The organism is Curvibacter sp. Hmag1.1 (genome assembly GCF_059769165.1).
Map to the genome: position 1 here is coordinate 1 of NZ_JBMBGX010000002.1, position 18,793 is coordinate 18,793.

Annotated in this window: 12 protein-coding genes and 1 pseudogene; 6 read left to right on the plus strand and 7 right to left on the minus strand. The window is 59.4% G+C overall.

Going from position 1 to position 18,793, the window contains the following annotated elements:
- Nucleotides 1-119: 119 nt before the first annotated feature.
- The 6 genes and pseudogenes from ACOAP0_RS00395 to dapC form a co-directional block, all read right to left on the minus strand.
- A pseudogene (locus tag ACOAP0_RS00395) lies at nt 120-1,187 on the minus strand (ABC-F family ATP-binding cassette domain-containing protein); the annotation flags it as partial.
- A 110-nt stretch (nt 1,188-1,297) separates the two neighbouring features.
- A complete protein-coding gene (gene prmB / locus ACOAP0_RS00400; protein ID WP_498376077.1) occupies nt 1,298-2,200 on the minus strand; it encodes a 50S ribosomal protein L3 N(5)-glutamine methyltransferase in 903 nt (300 codons plus the stop codon).
- Nucleotides 2,197-3,384, minus strand: coding sequence for a succinyl-diaminopimelate desuccinylase (gene dapE / locus ACOAP0_RS00405; protein WP_498376076.1), 1,188 nt, complete (start codon nt 3,382-3,384; stop codon nt 2,197-2,199). Before dapE ends, prmB begins: the two co-directional genes overlap by 4 nt.
- A complete protein-coding gene (locus ACOAP0_RS00410; RefSeq protein WP_232459910.1) occupies nt 3,384-4,553 on the minus strand; it encodes a PilT/PilU family type 4a pilus ATPase in 1,170 nt (389 codons plus the stop codon). The genes dapE and ACOAP0_RS00410 overlap by 1 nt, the downstream gene beginning before the upstream one ends.
- A 23-nt stretch (nt 4,554-4,576) precedes the next feature.
- Nucleotides 4,577-5,401: a 2,3,4,5-tetrahydropyridine-2,6-dicarboxylate N-succinyltransferase gene (gene dapD / locus ACOAP0_RS00415; protein WP_498376075.1), complete on the minus strand. Its 825-nt coding sequence runs from the start codon at nt 5,399-5,401 to the stop codon at nt 4,577-4,579.
- A gap of 49 nt (nt 5,402-5,450) precedes the next feature.
- Nucleotides 5,451-6,662 carry a succinyldiaminopimelate transaminase gene (gene dapC / locus ACOAP0_RS00420; RefSeq protein ID WP_498376074.1) on the minus strand — a complete coding sequence of 404 codons (1,212 nt, stop codon included), beginning with the start codon at nt 6,660-6,662 and terminating at the stop codon, nt 5,451-5,453.
- Between the two features lie 83 nt (nt 6,663-6,745).
- On the opposite strand from dapC, the gene ACOAP0_RS00425 reads away from it, so the two are divergent.
- The 6 genes from ACOAP0_RS00425 (at nt 6,746) to ACOAP0_RS00450 (ending at nt 16,176) form a co-directional block, all read left to right on the plus strand.
- Nucleotides 6,746-7,117 carry an Hpt domain-containing protein gene (locus ACOAP0_RS00425; RefSeq protein ID WP_498376073.1) on the plus strand — a complete coding sequence of 124 codons (372 nt, stop codon included), beginning with the start codon at nt 6,746-6,748 and terminating at the stop codon, nt 7,115-7,117.
- A gap of 128 nt (nt 7,118-7,245) precedes the next feature.
- Nucleotides 7,246-10,761: a chromosome segregation protein SMC gene (gene smc, locus ACOAP0_RS00430; protein WP_498376072.1), complete on the plus strand. Its 3,516-nt coding sequence runs from the start codon at nt 7,246-7,248 to the stop codon at nt 10,759-10,761.
- 22 nt (nt 10,762-10,783) lie between these two features.
- Nucleotides 10,784-11,821 carry a cell division protein ZipA C-terminal FtsZ-binding domain-containing protein gene (locus tag ACOAP0_RS00435; protein WP_498376071.1) on the plus strand — a complete coding sequence of 346 codons (1,038 nt, stop codon included), beginning with the start codon at nt 10,784-10,786 and terminating at the stop codon, nt 11,819-11,821.
- A gap of 15 nt (nt 11,822-11,836) precedes the next feature.
- The gene (ligA, locus tag ACOAP0_RS00440) at nt 11,837-13,927 is read left to right on the plus strand and encodes an NAD-dependent DNA ligase LigA (RefSeq protein WP_498376070.1); all 2,091 of its coding nucleotides are present in this window, start codon (nt 11,837-11,839) and stop codon (nt 13,925-13,927) included.
- Complete coding sequence (def, locus tag ACOAP0_RS00445; protein WP_498391282.1) at nt 13,924-14,463, plus strand: peptide deformylase; 540 nt, start codon at nt 13,924-13,926, stop codon at nt 14,461-14,463. Before ligA ends, def begins: the two co-directional genes overlap by 4 nt.
- Nucleotides 14,464-14,583: 120 nt before the next feature.
- Nucleotides 14,584-16,176: a sensor domain-containing diguanylate cyclase gene (locus ACOAP0_RS00450; RefSeq protein WP_498391283.1), complete on the plus strand. Its 1,593-nt coding sequence runs from the start codon at nt 14,584-14,586 to the stop codon at nt 16,174-16,176.
- Between the two features lie 12 nt (nt 16,177-16,188).
- Here ACOAP0_RS00450 and ACOAP0_RS00455 read toward each other — a convergent pair whose 3' ends face one another.
- On the minus strand, nt 16,189-18,786 hold the full coding sequence (locus ACOAP0_RS00455) for a [protein-PII] uridylyltransferase (protein ID WP_498376067.1): 2,598 nt from the start codon (nt 18,784-18,786) through the stop codon (nt 16,189-16,191).
- Nucleotides 18,787-18,793: the final 7 nt, after the last annotated feature.

An 18,793-nucleotide genomic window follows, 5' to 3' on the forward strand; every position in this document is an offset into this window, starting at 1 on the left:
CGCCACGAATCGCAGATTTGAAAGTGAACAGGAAAGTCAATGAAATCAACGATCTACCAACACCACCTCCGCGCCAGTGCTAGCTTTTCGTACCGTCACTTATTGCACTGAAAACGAGGAGACCCCAATATGCCGATACGCTGTCCTGCGAGCACCGATTTGCTGACGTTATGGACGATAGTTGTAGGTGGAGTGCCCTTGGGCGCTTCCTCAGGCGCCGGGTAGCCGAAACTCACGCCTTGCATGGAGAGCATAGGGTTGGGCAGGTTGGCCGGCTCCTTGAACTCAAAGCTGAAATCGGCTTCCGACAACAGCGGCGCAATCTTCTCCATCCGATCCAAGGCCTTGACCCGACTTTGGGCCTGCTTGGCTTTGCTGGCTTTGGCCTTAAAGCGTGCGATGAACTTTTGCAGGTGGGCGATCTTGTCTTGCTGCTTCGCGAAGGCATTTTGTTGGAGCTCCATCTGCTCGGCGCGCATGTCTTCAAACTTGCTGTAGTTCCCGCCGTAACGCACCAGCTTGCCCATGTCGATGTGCAGGGTCACGTTGGTTACCGCATCCAGAAACTCGCGGTCGTGGCTGATGACGACCATAGTGCCCTCATACTTCTTCAGCCAGGCTTCCAGCCACACCAGCGCGTCCAAGTCCAAGTGGTTGGTGGGCTCGTCCAACAGCAGCAGGTCACTGGGGCACATGAGGGCGCGGGCGAGTTGCAGGCGCATGCGCCAACCGCCAGAGAAACTGTTCACTGGTTTGTCCAGTTCGGTGGTTTTGAAACCCAGACCCAGAATCAGCGCTTGTGCGCGCGCAGCTGCGTCGTACTCACCGGCGTCGTGCAGGGCTGTGTAAGCGTTTGCCATGCGTTCGTAGTCTTCGGTCGCTTCCGCGGCTGTCACTTCCGCCCGTGCTGCCCCGAGTTGCGTATCGCCTTCGACCACAAAGTCGGTGGCGCCTTGTTCGGTTTCGGGCATATCCTGTGCCACCTGGCCCATGCGCCATTGGGCGGGGATGTAGTACTCGCCCGCGTCTTCGTGGAGATTGCCGTTCAGCAAGGCAAACAGCGAGGATTTGCCCGCACCGTTGCGACCCACAAGGCCTACCTTTTCGCCTGGATTCAAGGTGACCGAAGCGCCTTCGAGCAACACCTTGGCGCTACGGCGCAGGGTGACGTTTTTTAATGTAATCATGTTCTGGGAAGGGCCGTGAGGCCGTCAATAAATGGCTACCGGATGCATGACATCAGGCAGTTCGGCGTGTCCGGTGCGTGTGCTTACCGAATACCGCCCGGGTAAAAAACTTAAGGCTGCTGGAAGCGGACCAGTGCGTCTCGCGTCAGCAGTAGCACCTGATCTTCACCGGCACTGGTTTCGAGCCACACCACTTCCAACTCCGGAAAGGCCGCTTCGAAATACTCGCGCTCGTTTCCGATTTCCAGCACCAGTACGCCGTCGTCCGACAGCTTGGGCGGAAGGCCTGCGAGCAAGGTTCTGATGAAATCCATGCCGTCGCCGCTGCCGCCTGCCTGATTGCCGTCGAGGGCAATAAAGGGTTCCGCCAAATATTCGGCGGGCAGAGCGGCCATGCTCTTTGCATTCACGTATGGCGGGTTACATAGCACCAGATCGAACACGCCGGGGATTGCCTTTAGGCCATCAGACTCCAGCAATTTCATCCGGTTTTGCAACCGGTGCTTATCCACATTGACACGTGCAACGGCCAAGGCGTCCGCCGAAATATCAGCGCCAGTCACTTCCACGTCAGGATAGACCATGGTGGCCAGAATGCCCAAGCTGCCATTGCCCGTACAGAGGTCCAGCACGTGATGGGTGCTTTCTTTGAGCCAGTAGTCGATGCTGCCATCGACCAACAGTTCAGCGATCAAAGAGCGAGGAACAATGACGCGTTCGTCCACATAAAACGGCACACCTTGCAGCCATGCTTCTTGTGTGAGGTAGGCCGCCGGCTTGCGCGTGCTGATCCGCGCTCCCAAAAGCGTAGCGGCTCGCGCATATTCCTCGGGCGCTACAGGCCGATTTGACTCTACATCCTCGTCTGACAAGCCCGTATCCAGCGGCAAGCCGAGTGCGTGCAGTACCAGCCAAGCGGCTTCGTCCGCCGCGTTGGTGGTGCCATGGCCGAAGGACACGCCGGCTTCTGTGAGCTGCGCGGTGGCCTGTGCGACCAGTTCTTTCAAATTCATGCGGTCTCCGCCTGGTTCAGGTTCTCAAGTACCCGGCGGTAAATGTTTTTCAGAGGCTCGATGTCCGCGAGCTTCACGTATTCATTGATCTTGTGGATGGTGGCATTGGGCGGGCCGAGTTCAATCACTTGCGGGCACACCTGGGCGATGAAGCGCCCGTCACTGGTACCGCCGGTCGTGGAAAGTTGGGTCTCCAACCCTGTCTCTGAACGGATGGCGTCGCGCACGGCATCCACCAAGGGGCCAGGCGTCGTCAGGAAGGGAAGGCCGCCTATGGTCCATGCCAGGTCGTAGTCCAGCTCATGCTTGGCCAGCACGCTGGCCAGCCGTTTTTGCAGGCTTTCGGGGGTGGACTCGGTGGAGAAGCGGAAGTTGAAATCAATCACTACATGGCCGGGAATGACGTTACTCGCCCCGGTACCCCCATGGATGTTGCTGACCTGCCAGGTGGTCGGAGGGAAAAACGCATTGCCCTTGTCCCATTCGATACCCACCAACTCGGCTAAAGCAGGGGTAAACAGGTGGATCGGATTCTTGGCAAGGTGCGGATAGGCAATGTGACCTTGCACGCCTTTGACCGTGAGTTTGCCGCTCATGGTGCCGCGCCGCCCGTTTTTGATCATGTCACCGGTCTTTTCCACCGAGGTGGGCTCACCCACGATGCAGTAGTCCAGCACCTCTCCGCGGGCCTGAAGCTGCTTGCAGACCACCACGGTGCCGTCCAGAGCAGGGCCTTCTTCATCACTGGTCAATAGCAGGGCGATGTTGAGTTCAGGGGCAGGGTGTGCAGCCAAAAACTCTTCAATTGACGCCACAAAAGCCGCCAGGGAGGTCTTCATGTCGCTCGCGCCGCGTCCAAACAGTTTTCCATCACGGTGACTGGGCACAAAGGGCGCACTGTCCCATTGCTGCGCAGGGCCGGTGGGAACCACGTCGGTATGTCCGGCAAACACCAAGGTTTTTGCTATGCTTTTGGAAGCTACTCGCGCAGATCCTGTGAGCCCTGCAGGCCGTTTGGCCCATAAATTGGTGACTCGAAAATCGTCAGGCCCACTTTCAATGGTTTCACACACAAAGCCTAGAGGGCGCAAGCGATCGGCGATCAAGGCCTGGCATCCGCCATCAGAGGGCGTCACCGAGGCCATGGACAACAGGTGCTCGGTGAGCTGCAGCGTTTGCGTCATCAGTGTTTCACATCCAGGGTAATTTCCGTGAAGGAGGCTTCGTCATCTTCTTCCGGTACCGCGGCAGCCTTGGCCACCTTGGTGAAATCGTTTTGCAAGCGCCACATGAGGTTGGTGGGCGAGTCGGCGTGGGCCAAGCCTTCTTTGCGGTCGACCAAGCCGTCTTGAATCAGGCGGGCGATGTCGGCTTCGAAGGTCTGCGAGCCCTCGGCCATGGACTGCTCCATGGCTTCGCGCACTGCTGAAAAGTCGCCTTTTTCAATCATTTCGGCCACGAGCTTGGTATTGAGCAACACCTCGGCGGCCGGTGTCCGCAATCCGGATGTGGTACGGAGCAGGCGTTGCGAGACGATGGCTCGCAGGGCGGTGGCCAGATCGCCCAGCATGGTGGGGCGCACTTCCACCGGGTAAAAACTCAAAATCCGGTTCAGAGCCTGATAGCTGTTGTTGGCGTGCATCGTGGCCAGGCACAAGTGGCCGGATTGCGCGTAAGCAATCGCTGCCGACATGGTTTCCTGATCCCGGATTTCACCGATCAGAATCACATCCGGAGCCTGGCGCAAAGCGTTCTTCAAGGCCACGTGCAGCGAGGCGGTGTCGGTTCCAACTTCCCGCTGGTTCACCACCGACTTTTTGTTTTTGAACAAAAACTCCACCGGGTCTTCAATGGTCAGGATGTGACCGGACACACTTTCATTGCGGTAGTCCAGCATCGACGCCAACGTCGTGCTCTTGCCCGCACCCGTAGCGCCCACCATCAGCAGCAGGCCACGTTTTTCCATGATCAGGTCGGCCAGCACCGGAGGCAACTGCAAGCTGTGCAGGGGAGGCACGTCCACGCTGATGTAACGGATCACCGCTGCAATAGTGCCGCGCTGGCGCATGGCACTCACCCGGAAACGGCCTACGCCGGCCAGCGGGAAGCCTACGTTGAGCTCACCATCGCGCTCCAAAATCTCAATTTGTTGGGGCGACAACACCTCCGCCAACAGATTTTTGGGCGCGTCGGAAGGCAGGGTCTGGCTGTTGATCGGTACACACTGGCCGTTGATCTTGATCAGCGCAGGGGCGTGCGCCGACAGATACACGTCAGACGCCTTCTTCTCGCTCATGAGGCGCAGGATGCGCTCCATGGTGCCTGAAGGCTGGGGTGTGGTGGTCGTGGCCATGGTTGCCTTCCGGTTGGGGGAACTTAGTCGCGCAGCAAGTCGTTCAGGCTGGTGGTTGAGCGGGTCTTGGCGTCCACCTTCTTGACGATGATGGCGGCATACATGCTGTATTTGCCGTCACCCTTGGGCAGGCTACCGCTGACCACCACAGAGCCCGCAGGGATGCGGCCATAGCTTACGGTGTCGGTTGCGCGGTCATAGATCGGAGTGCTTTGGCCGATGTAAACGCCCATGGAAATCACCGAGTTTTCTTCGACGATCACGCCTTCCACCACTTCGGAGCGCGCGCCCACAAAGCAGTTGTCTTCAATGATGGTCGGGCCGGCCTGCATAGGCTCCAGCACTCCCCCTATGCCCACGCCACCGGACAAGTGCACGTGTTTGCCAATCTGGGCGCAGGAGCCCACGGTGGCCCATGTGTCGACCATGGTGCCTTCGTCCACATACGATCCGATGTTGCAGTAAGAAGGCATCAGGATCACGCCCTTGCCCTGGAAACTTCCGCGACGCGCCACGGCAGGCGGAACCACTCGAACACCGGTCGCCTTCAGGGCTTCAGCGCTCATGCCGGCGAACTTGGTGGGAACCTTGTCGTAAAAGCCCAGATCACCGGACTGGATGACTTCGTTGTCCTTGAGGCGGAAGCTCAGCAGCACTGCCTTCTTGATCCATTGGTGGGTGGTCCACTGTCCGACGCCTTCGCGGGTGGCTACGCGCAAGCGGCCGGCGTCGAGTTCGTTCAGCACATGCTCCACGGCTTCAAGCACTTCAGCGGGTGCGGATGCCACAGAAATGTTGGCGCGGTCTTCCCACGCGGCTTCTATAACGGATTGCAATTGTTGGCTCATGGTTTTTTCAGGGTTGTAATCGGAGAAAAAGGCTTCGAGGTCCGGCACTTCAAGCGCTGCGACCCCGAACGAATTGGACGATGCGCTGCGCTGCTTCCACGCATTCTGCGGTCTCAGCCACCAAAGCCATGCGGATGCGCCCGGCGCCGGGGTTGTGCCCGTTCGCCTCACGCGCCAGGTAGCTGCCGGGCAAGACGGTCACATTGTAAAGAGCGAGCAGTTCACGGGCGAACTCGGTGTCACTGCCATTGACATCCGCCCACAGGTAGAAGCCAGCGTCCGGCAAGGTGACGTCCATCACTTCGGAGAGTAAGGGCGTGACCTGGGCAAACTTGGCGCGGTACTTGGCGCGGTTGTCAATTACATGGACCTCATCGTCCCAAGCAGCAATGCTGGCCGCCTGTACGACAGGGCTCATGGCACTGCCATGGTAGGTGCGGTAAAGCAAAAACTGTTTGATCCAGTGTGCATCGCCCGCGCAGAAGCCGCTGCGCATGCCGGGCACGTTGCTCCGCTTGGACAGGCTGGTGAAGGACACCAGATTTTTAAAATCGCCACGACCCAATTTGGCTGCAGCTTCCAATCCACCCAGTGGCGCCTCATCGCGGAAGTAAATTTCGCTGTAGCACTCATCCGAGGCAATGACAAAGCCGTACTTGTCGCTCAACGCAAAAAGCTTTTCCCACTCGGACAAAGGCATGACCGCACCGGCAGGGTTCCCGGGGGAGCACACATACATGAGCTGCGTAGACGCCCATACGCTTTCCGGGACGCTGTCCCAATCCTGGGCGAAATTGCGGGAGGGCACAGAGGGCACAAAGTATGGCTGCGCACCTGCAAGCAGAGCAGCGCCTTCGTAGATCTGATAGAACGGATTCGGGCACACCACCTGCACAGTGCCATTGCTAGCTGCCGGATTAATGACTGTCTGCGCGAAGGCAAATAATGCTTCCCGGGATCCGTTGATGGGCAATATTTGCGTTGCGGCATCCAACTTCAGGCCATAGCGGCGCTGAATCCAATTCGCCATGGACAGGCGCAGTTTGGGATCACCCGCAGTGGCGGGGTAAGCAGCCAAGCCGCTTTCACCCGATTGGATGGCATGGCAATAGGCGTCTTTGATGAGTTGGGGGGTAGGGTGACGGGGCTCGCCGATGCCCAGACTGATGGGGCTGAACGCAGGGTTGGGCACAATGCCCGCAAACAACTGGCGCAGGCGCTCAAACGGGTACGCCTGCAGGCTGGACAAATTCGGATTCATGGGGCGGCATTATCCCTGAGTCGTCGTTAAACTTGGGGCTTCGGCCCCTGGGGTCCGTTCAGATCGATTTTGAGGAGTAAGCCATGTCTGCAGTTCCGTCCAATGGTGCCGGCAACCGTTATCTCAATATTGCCGGTGCATTGGAGCAAATCGGTGACGAAGGCGCTTTGCGCGAGATGCTTCCCATGGTTCTGGACTCCTTGCAGCGTGACGTTCCCGCGATCACGGAACTGCTGACGAAGGGGGATGTGCAGGGCGCCAACCACCTGTTGCACCCGCTTAAGGGCTTTATTCCCATCTTTTGCACCGCTGAATTGGTCGCGAAGGTATCCGAAGTGGAATTCATGAGTAAAAAGGGGGATGCGCCCACGGTAGCTGCCGCGTATGCCACGCTGGCGCCTGAGTTGCGTGTGTTGGAAGCAGAGGTGGCCGCGTATCTGGGTAGCCCGGCCTGAGTGCCATCGCGGCTGGAGGTGTGCCGACGTGCGGGTTGCTGCAGGGTATGATCCAGCGCTCGCGGGCCACTGGGAAGGCTCCATTTTTTCCAATAAAATCAATTACTTAGCGCTGTCTACATCTTCCTGTGCGTCTCAACTCCATCAAGCTCTCGGGCTTCAAGTCTTTCGCTGAACCCACCAACTTCCTGCTGCCCGGCCAGCTGGTAGGCGTGGTCGGCCCCAACGGCTGCGGTAAATCCAACATCATGGATGCGGTGCGCTGGGTGTTGGGCGAGAGCAAAGCCAGCGAGTTGCGTGGTGAGTCCATGCAGGACGTGATTTTCAATGGCACCACTTCCCGCAAGCCTGCGAGCCGCAGCAGCGTGGAACTGGTGTTTGACAATGCCGACCATCGGGCCGGCGGCCAATGGGGTCAGTTCGGTGAAATTGCAGTCAAACGGGTGCTGACCCGGGATGGGACAAGCAGCTACTTCATCAATAACCAGCCCGTGCGCCGCCGTGACGTCCAGGACGTGTTCCTGGGCACCGGTTTGGGGCCCCGTGCTTACGCGATCATCGGGCAGGGCACCATTTCCCGCATCATCGAGTCCAAGCCGGAAGAGCTGCGCTTGTTCCTCGAAGAGGCTGCGGGCGTATCCAAATACAAAGAGCGCCGCCGCGAGACGGAAAATCGCCTCTCCGACACCCGTGAAAACCTCACGCGCGTGGAAGACATCCTGCGAGAGCTGGGCACCAACCTTGAGCGCCTGGAAAAGCAGGCCGAAGTTGCGCAGAAATACAACGCACTGCAATCCGAGGTCACACTCAAGCAGCACCAGCAATGGTTCTTGAAGCGGGCCGAAGCATTGGCCGACAAAGCCAAGGTGCAGTCCGAAGGTCTGGCTGCCGTCAACGCGCTCGAAGCCCGTATGGCCGATTTGCGTCACATCGAGGCGGATCTGGAGACGGTGCGCCAAGCGCATTACGGAGCCGGTGACCAGGTCAATCAGGCGCAAGGTTTGTTGTACGAAGCCAGTACCGATGTGGGACGCCTGGAAGCCGAAATACGTTTCGTGGTGGAAGGCCGTCAGCGCGTGGAGCAGCGCTTGGTCACCCTCAAGGAACAGATCGCCCAATGGGCCACCCGAAAGGATGATGCCCAGGCCGAAATGGAGCGCCTGGCCGAGCTGGCTGCCTTGGGCGAAGAGCAAACAGAACTGCTGGCTGCCCAAGTGGAAGAACAGGCCCAGCAACTGCCAGACTTGGAAGAGGCATTGGCCAAGGCGCAAGGTGCCGCCAACGACCAACGCGGCTCCGTGGCGCAGGTGCAGCAACAGATTCAGGTGCTTGCCGCGGAGCAACGCGGCATCGAAGAGCAAAGCCGCCAGTTAGAGACCCGCCGCGACCGGTTGATGACCGACCGCAATGCACTGTCTGCACCGGACGAATCCCGGTTGACAAGTCTGCAAGAGCAGCTGGAAGCTGTGCAGGAAGCGCATCAGGTGGCGGATGCGCGGCTGCAAGACTTGCAGGACGCGGTCCCCCAGCTTGATGAGGCTCGCAAAGAACAGCAGCTTGCCGTCAACACCGAGTCCTCCCGCCAAGCGGACCTTTCGGCTCGTCTGGAGGCGCTCAAAGCGCTGCAGGAAAAGGTCAAGACCGATGGCAAGTTGCAGCCTTGGCTGGCCAAGCATGGCTTGGATCACTTGCAAGGCCTGTGGAGCCGCATTCACATTGAGCAAGGTTGGGAAAACGCCCTGGAAGGCGCATTGCGGGAGCGCTTGGGTGCGTTGGAGGTGTCCCGTTTGGAGATGCTCAAGGCATTTGCCGTGGACGCGCCGCCAGCCAAACTGTCCTTTTACACCCCACCGCAAGCCACTTTGCCCGAACGCGCGGGTCCCTTGCCCCGTTTGGCAGACTTGCTGCGAGTGAATGACGCGGGCCAAAAAGCGGTTCTGACCGACTGGTTGCAAGGCTGCTTTACTGCAGGCAGCTTCGAAGAAGCGTTGGCGCAGCGTGAGAAGCTGCAGCCCGGTGAAAGCATTTATGTCAAAAGCGGGCATGTGGTCACAAGCCACAGCGTCAGCTTTTATGCCCAGGACTCAGAGCAAGCCGGCTTGTTGGCCCGCGCCCAGGAAATCGAGAACCTGGAGAAGCAGCTCCGTGCTCAAGTACTGATTGCCGACGAATCCCGCGTCGCTCTGAGCCGCGCGGAGAGTGCGTACGCCGAGAGTGCCCAGCGATTGGTCAGTGCCCGCCGCGAGGCCGCCGAAAGCCAGGGGCGCGTGCATGAGTTGCAGGTCGAGACTCTGCGCCTGTCCCAGATGTTGGAGCAAACCCGTGCGCGCAGTGCCCAGATTGATGCCGATATGGCGGAAGTCGAAGCCCAGCTGGACGATTTGCAAGAGCGACGCGTGGAAGCGGAAGCACGCTTCGAATCGCTGGACATGCAACTGGCGGACAGCCAGGAGCGCCATGCCCAACTGGACGAGCGTGTCATCGAGGTGCAAAACAAACTGAGCCAGTGCCGCGAGCAGCAGCGCAGCCTGGAACGCCAGGCGCAGGAGGCGGTGTTTGCCCAGCGCAGCTTGCAAGCGCGCAATGCAGAACTCTCCCGCGCTATTGAAACAGCCATTCAACAGAATCAGAGCATCCAGGCGGAGGAACAGCGTGCGCAGGACGAGCTGCACCGCCTGACCGACGCGGCGGCCCAAGCCGGCCTGCAAAACGCTTTGGCCTTGAAGCTGGAGCGGGAACAGGCCTTGGCCGCCAAGCGCAGCGAATACGACGATCTCACCGCCAAGTTGCGCGCTAGTGACGAGCGCCGCTTGCAACTGGAGCGCGAGCTGGACCCGCTGCGCCAGCGAATTACCGAATTCCAGCTCAAGGAGCAGGCCGCGCGCCTTGGCTTTGAGCAGTTTGAAGCTCAGCTGGCGGATGCGCAGGCGGACCTTGAGGCCATCGAACAAAGCATCAAAGACGGCAATGTACGCTTGTTCGGCATGCAGGGTGACATTGACCGCCTGAACCGCGAGATCGCAGCCTTGGGTGCAGTGAACCTGGCTGCATTGGAGGAGCTGGCTGCTGCCCGCGAGCGCAAGCAATTCCTGGACATGCAAAACGTGGACCTGACCCAGGCCATGAACACCTTGGAAGACGCCATCCGCAAGATTGACGCGGAAACCCGTGAGTTGCTGTCCGGCACTTTCGACCAAGTGAATGCCCATTTCGGTCGTATGTTCCCCGAACTCTTCGGTGGGGGCAACGCGCGACTGGTCATTACCGGTGACGAAATTCTGGATTCCGGAGTGCAAGTGATCGCGCAGCCGCCCGGCAAAAAGAACCAGACCATCCATTTGCTATCGGGTGGCGAAAAAGCACTCACCGCGATTGCATTGGTGTTTGCGATTTTCCAGCTCAACCCCGCGCCTTTCTGTCTGTTAGACGAGGTGGATGCACCGCTGGACGATGCCAATACCGAGCGTTATGCCAAGTTGGTCGCCAGCATGAGCAAGGGAACTCAGTTCCTGTTTATCAGTCACAACAAGATCGCCATGGAAATGGCTGAACAACTCATCGGTGTCACGATGCAGGAGCAGGGCGTATCGCGCATTGTCGCGGTGGACATGGAATCCGCTGTCAACCTCGCAGAGCTCACTTGAACACCGCAAAAGCTAAACCTACATGAGCAATTTACAAATCGGATTGGCAATCGCAGGCGGTGTGGTGCTGGCAGTCGTGGTGGCCCACGGTGCCTGGTCGTCGCGTCGCAATGCCCCCCGCCAGGCCTTGCCGCCCCAAGATCCTGTGGATGGCGACCTCACACAAGAGCCTGTGCTCACCGAGGTCGATGCCGAAACGCCAGCCTTCAATCTGCCCCGACCGCCCGTGCGGCCGGCCATGGATTCATTGATCGACGTGATTGCCACGGTTGCACTCGATCCTGCTACGCCTGCAGTGTCCGGCGAAGCGGCCATGGCTGCCATGCCAGCGACGCGCCGTGCGGGCACCAAGCCCTTCTCTGTGGAGGGCTACAACCTGCAGTCCTTGGTGTGGGAAGTTCCTGCTCCCGGTCAGCGCTACGGCGGCTTCCAAGCCGGTGTGCAGCTGGCTAACCGATCTGGTGCGCTCAACGAGATCGAGTATTCCGAATTCGTGGTGAAGACGCAGGCGTTTGCAGACGCGATCAACGCTACGCCAGAGTTTCCTGAAATGCTGGATGAAGTCGCCCGTGCCCGCGAGCTGGACCACTTTGCCAGCGCCCATGACGCCCAACTCGGCTTCACCATCCGCGCCCGCAATGCATCCTGGAGCCCTGGCTACATCCACCAGAATGCAGCCAGGCTTGGCTTTGTGGCGGGCGTTATTCCCGGCCGCATGGTGCTGCCTGCATCCGTGGAGGGTTTACCTCCTGTGCTGGTGCTGAGCTTTGACTCCCAAGCTGCTTTGGCCGACGACCCGGCCCAGAGCGCCATTCGCGAACTGTCGCTGCACCTCGACGTGGCCCAGGTGGACAGGGCAGAGCGGCCATTCGATCGCATGCGTGAAACGGCGGATGCGTTGGCGCTTGCCATGGAAGGCGTAGTCACTGACGACAACGGCCAGCCATTGGCCGCGCAGACGATGGACGTGATCGCGGCTGACCTCCAGGTGCTTTACGACACGCTGCAGCAGCGGGATATTGCCGCCGGCTCGCCGATTGCCCGCCGCCTCTTCAGCTAAGTTTCTATCCGCTTTATGGCAACGCTGGACTTGTTTTCACCCGAGCCGGCAGTGCCGGACTCCCTCCCTCACAAACGCCTGCAGGCCCTGCGCGAGGAGCTGCACCGGCTTGGGCATGCCTACTATGTGCTGGATGCGCCTTTGGTGCCCGATGTCGAATACGACCGGCTGTTTCGCGAGCTCCAGGATTTGGAGGCTCAACATCCCGAATGGGTGACACCTGATTCCCCGACACAACGCGTGGGCGGGCAGGTGCTGGATGCCTTCACCAGCGTTCGCCATGCAGTGCCAATGCTCAGCATTCGTACAGAAACCGACACCGAATCTACAGGTGCACTCGCGTTCGATACCCGCGTCCGCAAAGAGCTGGAGCTGAACGAGGGTGATGCCCCGGTGGAGTACGTCGCTGAGCTGAAGTTTGACGGCTTGGCGATGAACCTGCGTTACGAGCAGGGCGTGCTGGTGCAGGCAGCAACACGGGGCGACGGTGAATATGGCGAAGACGTGACCCAGAACATCCGCACCATCGGCCAGATTCCGTTGAGATTGCCGGATGGCGTGCCTCCCGTTCTGGAAGTGCGCGGCGAGGTCTACATGCGCCGCGATGATTTCGAGGCCTTGAACGAACGCCAGCGTGCACGCATTGCCGCCGGTGAGAAGGGCGAAAAAACCTTTGTGAACCCGCGTAACGCTGCAGCCGGCGCTGTGCGGCAGCTGGATCCGGGCATCGCAGCCCAGCGGCCTCTAAGCTTCTTTGCCTATGGACTCGGTGAAGTCACCCCGGCTGCCGAAGGCGGGCCTGATTTCGGCAGTCACTACGCCATGCTCCAGACCCTGAAATCATGGGGTTTTCCGGTTGCAGCGCAGGTGGATACTGCGCGAGGTGCTCCTGAATTGATAGCGTATCACCAGCGCATCGGCGCTGGTCGCGATAGCTTGCCTTTCGATATCGACGGCGTGGTCTACAAGGTCAATAGCCTGGCTCTGCAGCAAAGGCTGGGCTTTGTCACCCGTGAGCCGCGCTGGGCTGTGGCTCACAAGTACCCGGCGCAGGAACAGCTGACCACGGTATTGGCCATTGACGTGCAAGTGGGGCGCACCGGCAAATTGACGCCTGTGGCCAAGTTGGCTCCGGTGTTCGTGGGTGGCGTCACCGTTACCAACGCCACCTTGCACAACGAGGACGAGGCCCGCCGCAAAGACGTTCGGGTGGGCGATACCGTCATCGTGCGCCGTGCGGGAGATGTGATTCCGGAAGTGGTTTCTGTGTTGCCTGAAAAGCGGGAGGGGGATGCACCCCAGTTCACCATGCCCCGCATCTGCCCGGTGTGCCAGTCCGCTGCGGTGCGGGAGGAGGGTGAGGCCGACTACCGCTGCACCGGCGGCCTGTTCTGCAGTGCCCAGCGCAAGCAGGCCATCCTGCATTTCGCGCAACGACGAGCAGTCGAGGTGGAAGGTTTGGGCGACAAACTCGTCGAGCAACTGGTGGATGCCAACGTCATCCGCAATCTGCCAGACCTCTACCGCTTGGGCTTGAGCGCATTGGCCAGCCTGGACCGCATGGCCGACAAGTCAGCACAAAACATCGTGGATGCTTTGGAAAAGTCCAAACAAACCACCTTGCCGCGCTTCTTGTTCGGGCTGGGTATCCGTCACGTGGGCGAAGCAACCGCGAAGGAACTCGCCCGCCACTTCGGCACGCTGGACGCCATCATGGAGGCGGACGAGGAAGCGCTGTTGGCTGTGTCTGACGTGGGCCCCATCGTCGCCCAAAGCATTCGCACCTTTTTTGACCAGGCCCACAACCGGGAAGTGGTGGAGCAGTTACGGGCCTGCGGGGTCACCTGGCCCGAAGGTGCCCCTGCCGATGCCGGTCCCAAACCTTTGGCTGGCAAAACGCTGGTGCTCACCGGCACCTTGCCCACCTTGGGGCGGGATGCTGCCAAAGACCTCATTGAAGCCGCCGGTGGCAAGGTCAGTGGCTCTGTGAGCAAGAAAACGCATTTCGTGGTCGCAGGAGCGGAAGCCGGCAGCAAACTGGACAAAGCCAATGAGCTGGGTGTTCCCGTGTTGGATGAAGCAGGCCTCTTGGAGTTGCTGAAATGACCGTACGCGACATTCTCAAGATGGGCGATCCACGCCTTTTGCGCGTGGCGCAACCGGTCACTGAGTTCGACTCCGATGCGCTGCACCTGCTGGTCACCGACATGCTGGACACCATGCGGGCTGCGAACGGTGCGGGCTTGGCTGCGCCGCAGATCGGTGTGGATTTGCAACTCGTGATCTTCGGCGGCAACGAACGCAATCCCCGCTACCCGGACCGACCCATCGTGCCGCCCACCGTGCTCTGCAACCCTGTGATTACCCCGCTGGGAGATGAAGAGGAAAACGACTGGGAGGGCTGTCTATCCGTTCCGGGCTTGCGGGGCGTGGTGCCAAGGTGGTCGCGCATCCGCTATACCGGCTTTGACCAGTATGGTGACGCGATTGACCGCACCGTGGATGGTTTTCATGCACGGGTGGTGCAGCATGAGTGCGACCATGTGTGGGGCAAGCTGTACCCTATGCGTGTGCGGGACTTCAGTCAGTTCGGCTACACCGAGGTATTGTTTCCGGGCATCGCAGCCGCAGAAGACGATTGAGGGCTCTCTCGATGTCCTCGCTTGGAGGCGCTGTGCTGTACCAAATGCAGTTTTGGGAATAAGCTCTACCGCAACCTTGCAGGAATGCGGATGTATCGACGATTCAAAACTCACCTGCGAATGAATTTGGCCGGTCTCGGGCTTGCCTCGCGGATTGTGGCTTCGTTCATCCTGGTGTTCGGACTCATGGGAAGTGTCGGTCTCTACCTGATGAAGCGGAGTCTTTTGCCGACCTTTGAGACCATAGAGCGCAAGGCCGCCTATGACGCGGCGAAACGGGTGTTAAGTGGTATTGACGAGCAATTGGTTTCCCTCAGTGTGTTGAACCACGACTGGGCGTACTGGGACGAGATGTATGAACATCTGCTCAAACCCAATCAAAAGTTTCAGGTCAGCAATATCGGGCCGGCAGCGATAGCAGCCTCCAACTTGAACGCGGTCTTGCTGGTGAATGCCAGTGGGGCAGTGGTTGGTTTCGGTGGCAGGGCGCTGAGCAATGGACGTATTCCGCAAATGCGGGACCTTTTGAGCTCGTTACTGGGGCGTTGGCAGGGGGCTGCCCCCCATGTCCCGACCACAAAGTGCGGTTTGTCCTGGATGTTGGAACGTCCTGTCAGCATTTGCTGGACAGGTGTCGTCCACAGTGACGGAACCCATACCCCGTCTGGGACAGTGGCCATGATGAGGGAGTTGGATCCGGAGGATCTGAAAAACATAGCGGCGAACGCCGGAATCGATTTCAGCATGAATGCACCCAATGACGCAAAGCCTGCCTTCTTTGGGACAGAAATCCCGCTTGAGATTCCGGGCTTCCAATATCTGCCGGCCCATGACCTGCAGCTGAGCAGCCATGACACTGTGATCGACATGCAAAGCCTGTTGTCAGGCGTCGATGGTCGTTCTGTAGCGCAAGTGGACATGCAGATTGAGCGCCAATGGATGGTCAAAGCAGAGAAACTTCTCTCAGACATGATGCTGCAATGGGCGATGGTGGCTTTTGTTTCAGGGGTGGTGTTGATCAGCGTCATTCAGCGATGGCTGGTGCGCCCTGTGGCCCGGTTGCGTACAGATTTGGCCTCACTTGGAGAGAGCAAGCGCTGGGACAGCGTCTTGAAGTACGACCGCCCGGATGAAATCGGAGAACTCACCAAGGGAATCAACTCTTTGTTGTTAGTGCTTCACGAGCAGGTGCGAAAGCTTGAAAGCATGTCCCGCACCGATTCGTTGACGGGTATCGCCAATCGCCGGAAATTGGATGAGCGGCTACCCCTGGAAATGAGTCGCTTGGCAAGACATGCAGATCCTTTGTCCCTCTTGCTCATTGATGTAGACCATTTCAAAAAATACAACGACCTCTATGGCCATCCCGAAGGGGACGTAGCGCTGAAAAAGGTGGCATCCGTATTGGCTGCGTGTTCGCGTCAACAGGACCTGGCTGCACGATTCGGTGGTGAGGAGTTCGCCATCCTTTTGCCGAATACTGATGAGGCAGGCGCCTTGGCTGTGGCGGAAAAAATCATGCTGGAAATGTCCAAGCTAGAGATTCCCCATGCCCAATCCCCTACCAGTCCGCGCTTGTCGGTGAGTGTGGGTGGCACGACCTGGTCGGAGGTTCAGCCCGGAGGCGCCGGAGCGCTAATTTCGCAGGCGGACAAAGCCCTGTACGTGGCCAAGCGCGACGGACGCATGCGTGCAAGCTTCTACAACGGCTGAAGCGGCCTTAAGTTAAACCGCCAAAGCGTCCAGGATTTCCGTTTCTATATCGATCTGCGCGCGATTGTGCTGAAGCTGTGCGCCATGGATCAAAAAGGTGTCTTCCACCCGCTCGCCAAGCGTAGCCACCTTGGCCAGTTGCACCACGATCTGGTGCTTGGCCAGTACCCGGGCGATGCAATAAAGCAGGCCCAGCCGGTCACTGGCAGAGATGTTCAGCAGCCAGCGCTGTGCCTTCTCGTCCGGTTTGAGCGACACCCGCGGAGCAATCGGAAAGCTCTTGACGCGGCGTGACACCCGGCCTCGGCTGGGCGCCGGCAGCGGCCCGGCCTCCGCAATGGCTTGCGCCAATCCGTTCTCCAGCATGCTGGTCATTTCACGGTAGTGCTCGTCCATGTCGGCCGAGGTCACCACCTGAAACGTATCCAACGCGTAGCCTTTTTTGGTGGTGTGGATACGGGCATCCAGAATGCTGAAGCCGCCTTGATCGAAGTAACCGCAGATACGTGCAAACAAATCCGGTTGATCTTGCGTATAGACCACGACCTGCAAGCCTTCGCCCACCGGCGAGCGGCGCGCACGGACAATCGGCTGGTCGGTTGCCACCAGACGCGACAGCTGCTTGGTGTGCCAGGCAATGTCTGCCGCATCATGCCGCATGAAGTAGCCCACATCCAGGGTGTCCCACAAAGGTTTATGGGCCTCAAAGGGCAGGGCGTACAGCGCCACCATCACCAAGGCTTCGCGCTTGCGTTGTTCTACTTCCGCGTCGGCATCCGGTGCGCGGCCACCCAAGGCACGCGCGGTGTATTTGTACAAGTCTTCCAGCAGCTTGCCCTTCCAGGCATTCCAGACCTTCGGGCTGGTGCCGCGGATATCAGCCACTGTCAGCAGATACAGGGCGGTGAGGTAACGCTCATTGCCCACCCGCTTGGCAAATTCCTGGATAACGTCCGGGTCCGACAGATCGGACTTCTGGGCAATCCGGCTCATGGTCAGGTGCTCGCCGACCAAAAACTCAATCAATTTGGCGTCATCGGCAGGCACGCCGTGTTCCTTGCAGAACCGGCGCGCTTCCATAATTCCGAGCTCGGAGTGGTCACCGCCACGTCCCTTGGCAATGTCGTGGAACAAGGATGCGATGTACAAAATCCAGGGCTTGTCCCAGCCGGAGGCCAGTTGCGAGCAGAACGGGTATTCGTGGGCGTGTTCCACCATGAAGAATCGGCGCGCATTGCGCAGCACCATTAGGATGTGCTGATCCACGGTGTAGACGTGGAACAAGTCATGCTGCATCTGCCCGACGATTTTGCGGAACACCCACAGGTAGCGCCCCAGCACCGAGGTCTGGTTCATCAACCGCATGGCATGGGTGATACCGTCCGGCGCCTGCATGATTTGCAGGAAAGTAGCGCGATTCACCGGGTCGCGCCGGTATTTGGCGTCCATCAGGTCACGGGCGTTGTACAGAGCACGCAAGGTGCGGGCTGACAGGCCTTTGATGCCCACAGTGGTCTGGTAGACCAGAAAGGTCTCCAGAATGGCGTGCGGGTTGCGGCGATAGAGATCGTCGCTGGCCACATCGATCATGCCGGCTTTGTCGTTGAAGTGATCATTGATGCGGCGGGGCGCATGGGTGGAGGGGTTCAACCGCTCCTCAATGTTCATCAACAGAATCTGGTTGAGCTGGGTAACGGCCTTGGCTGCCCAGTAGTAGCGCTTCATCAGCGCCTCACTGGCGCGCACCAACTGCTTGCGGTCCCCCTCCGGCGAGCCGGCGGTGTAGCCGAAAGACTCGGCCACGGCATTCTGCAGGTCAAAAATCAGGCGGTCTTCACGCCGTTTGGCGATGAAATGCAGCTTGGCACGGATCAGCAGCAGCAAAGCCTCATTGCGCTCAATCTGCTTGACCTCGAATTCGGTGGCCAAGCCTCCCCGGGCCAGATCCGCCCAGTTGTCGCCGTAGCCGGCCGCCTTGGCCACCCACAAAATGACCTGCAAGTCACGCAAGCCACCTGGGGATTCCTTGCAGTTCGGTTCCAGTGAATAGGGCGTGTCTTCAAACTTGGTGTGTCGCTGGCGCATTTCCAGCGTCTTGGCCACGAAAAAAGCCTTGGGGTCCATGGCCTCGGTGAAGGCTGTACGGAAAGCCTGCACCAATTCTGCGTTGCCGGTGATGAGGCGGCACTCCAGCAAGGCAGTCTGAACCGTGACGTCTTTTTCGGCTTCTTGCAAGCAGTCCGCCAAGGTGCGCACGCTGGAGCCGATTTCCAGACCCACATCCCAGCAGTTGCCAATGAAGCCCTCGATGCGCTTTTTGAGCTCAGAGTCGGTGTCGGCCGAATGGCCATCGGGTAGCAAGACCAACACATCGACGTCGGAGTGAGGAAACAACTCCGCCCGGCCGTATCCGCCCACCGCCAGCAGCGCATAGGGTTCTGCCAAGCCAGCGCCCGACCAGAGCTGCCGCAGCACCTCGTCCGTCAGGTCCGCCATGCGCTGCAAGACCTTGCGCACCTGGCGCACTGTCGCTTTGGGGGAGGCAACCAGATCCAGCAGTTGTGCTTTGCGCGCCCGGTAGTCGGTGCGCAGGGCTTGCAGCTCGGTCATTCGCAGA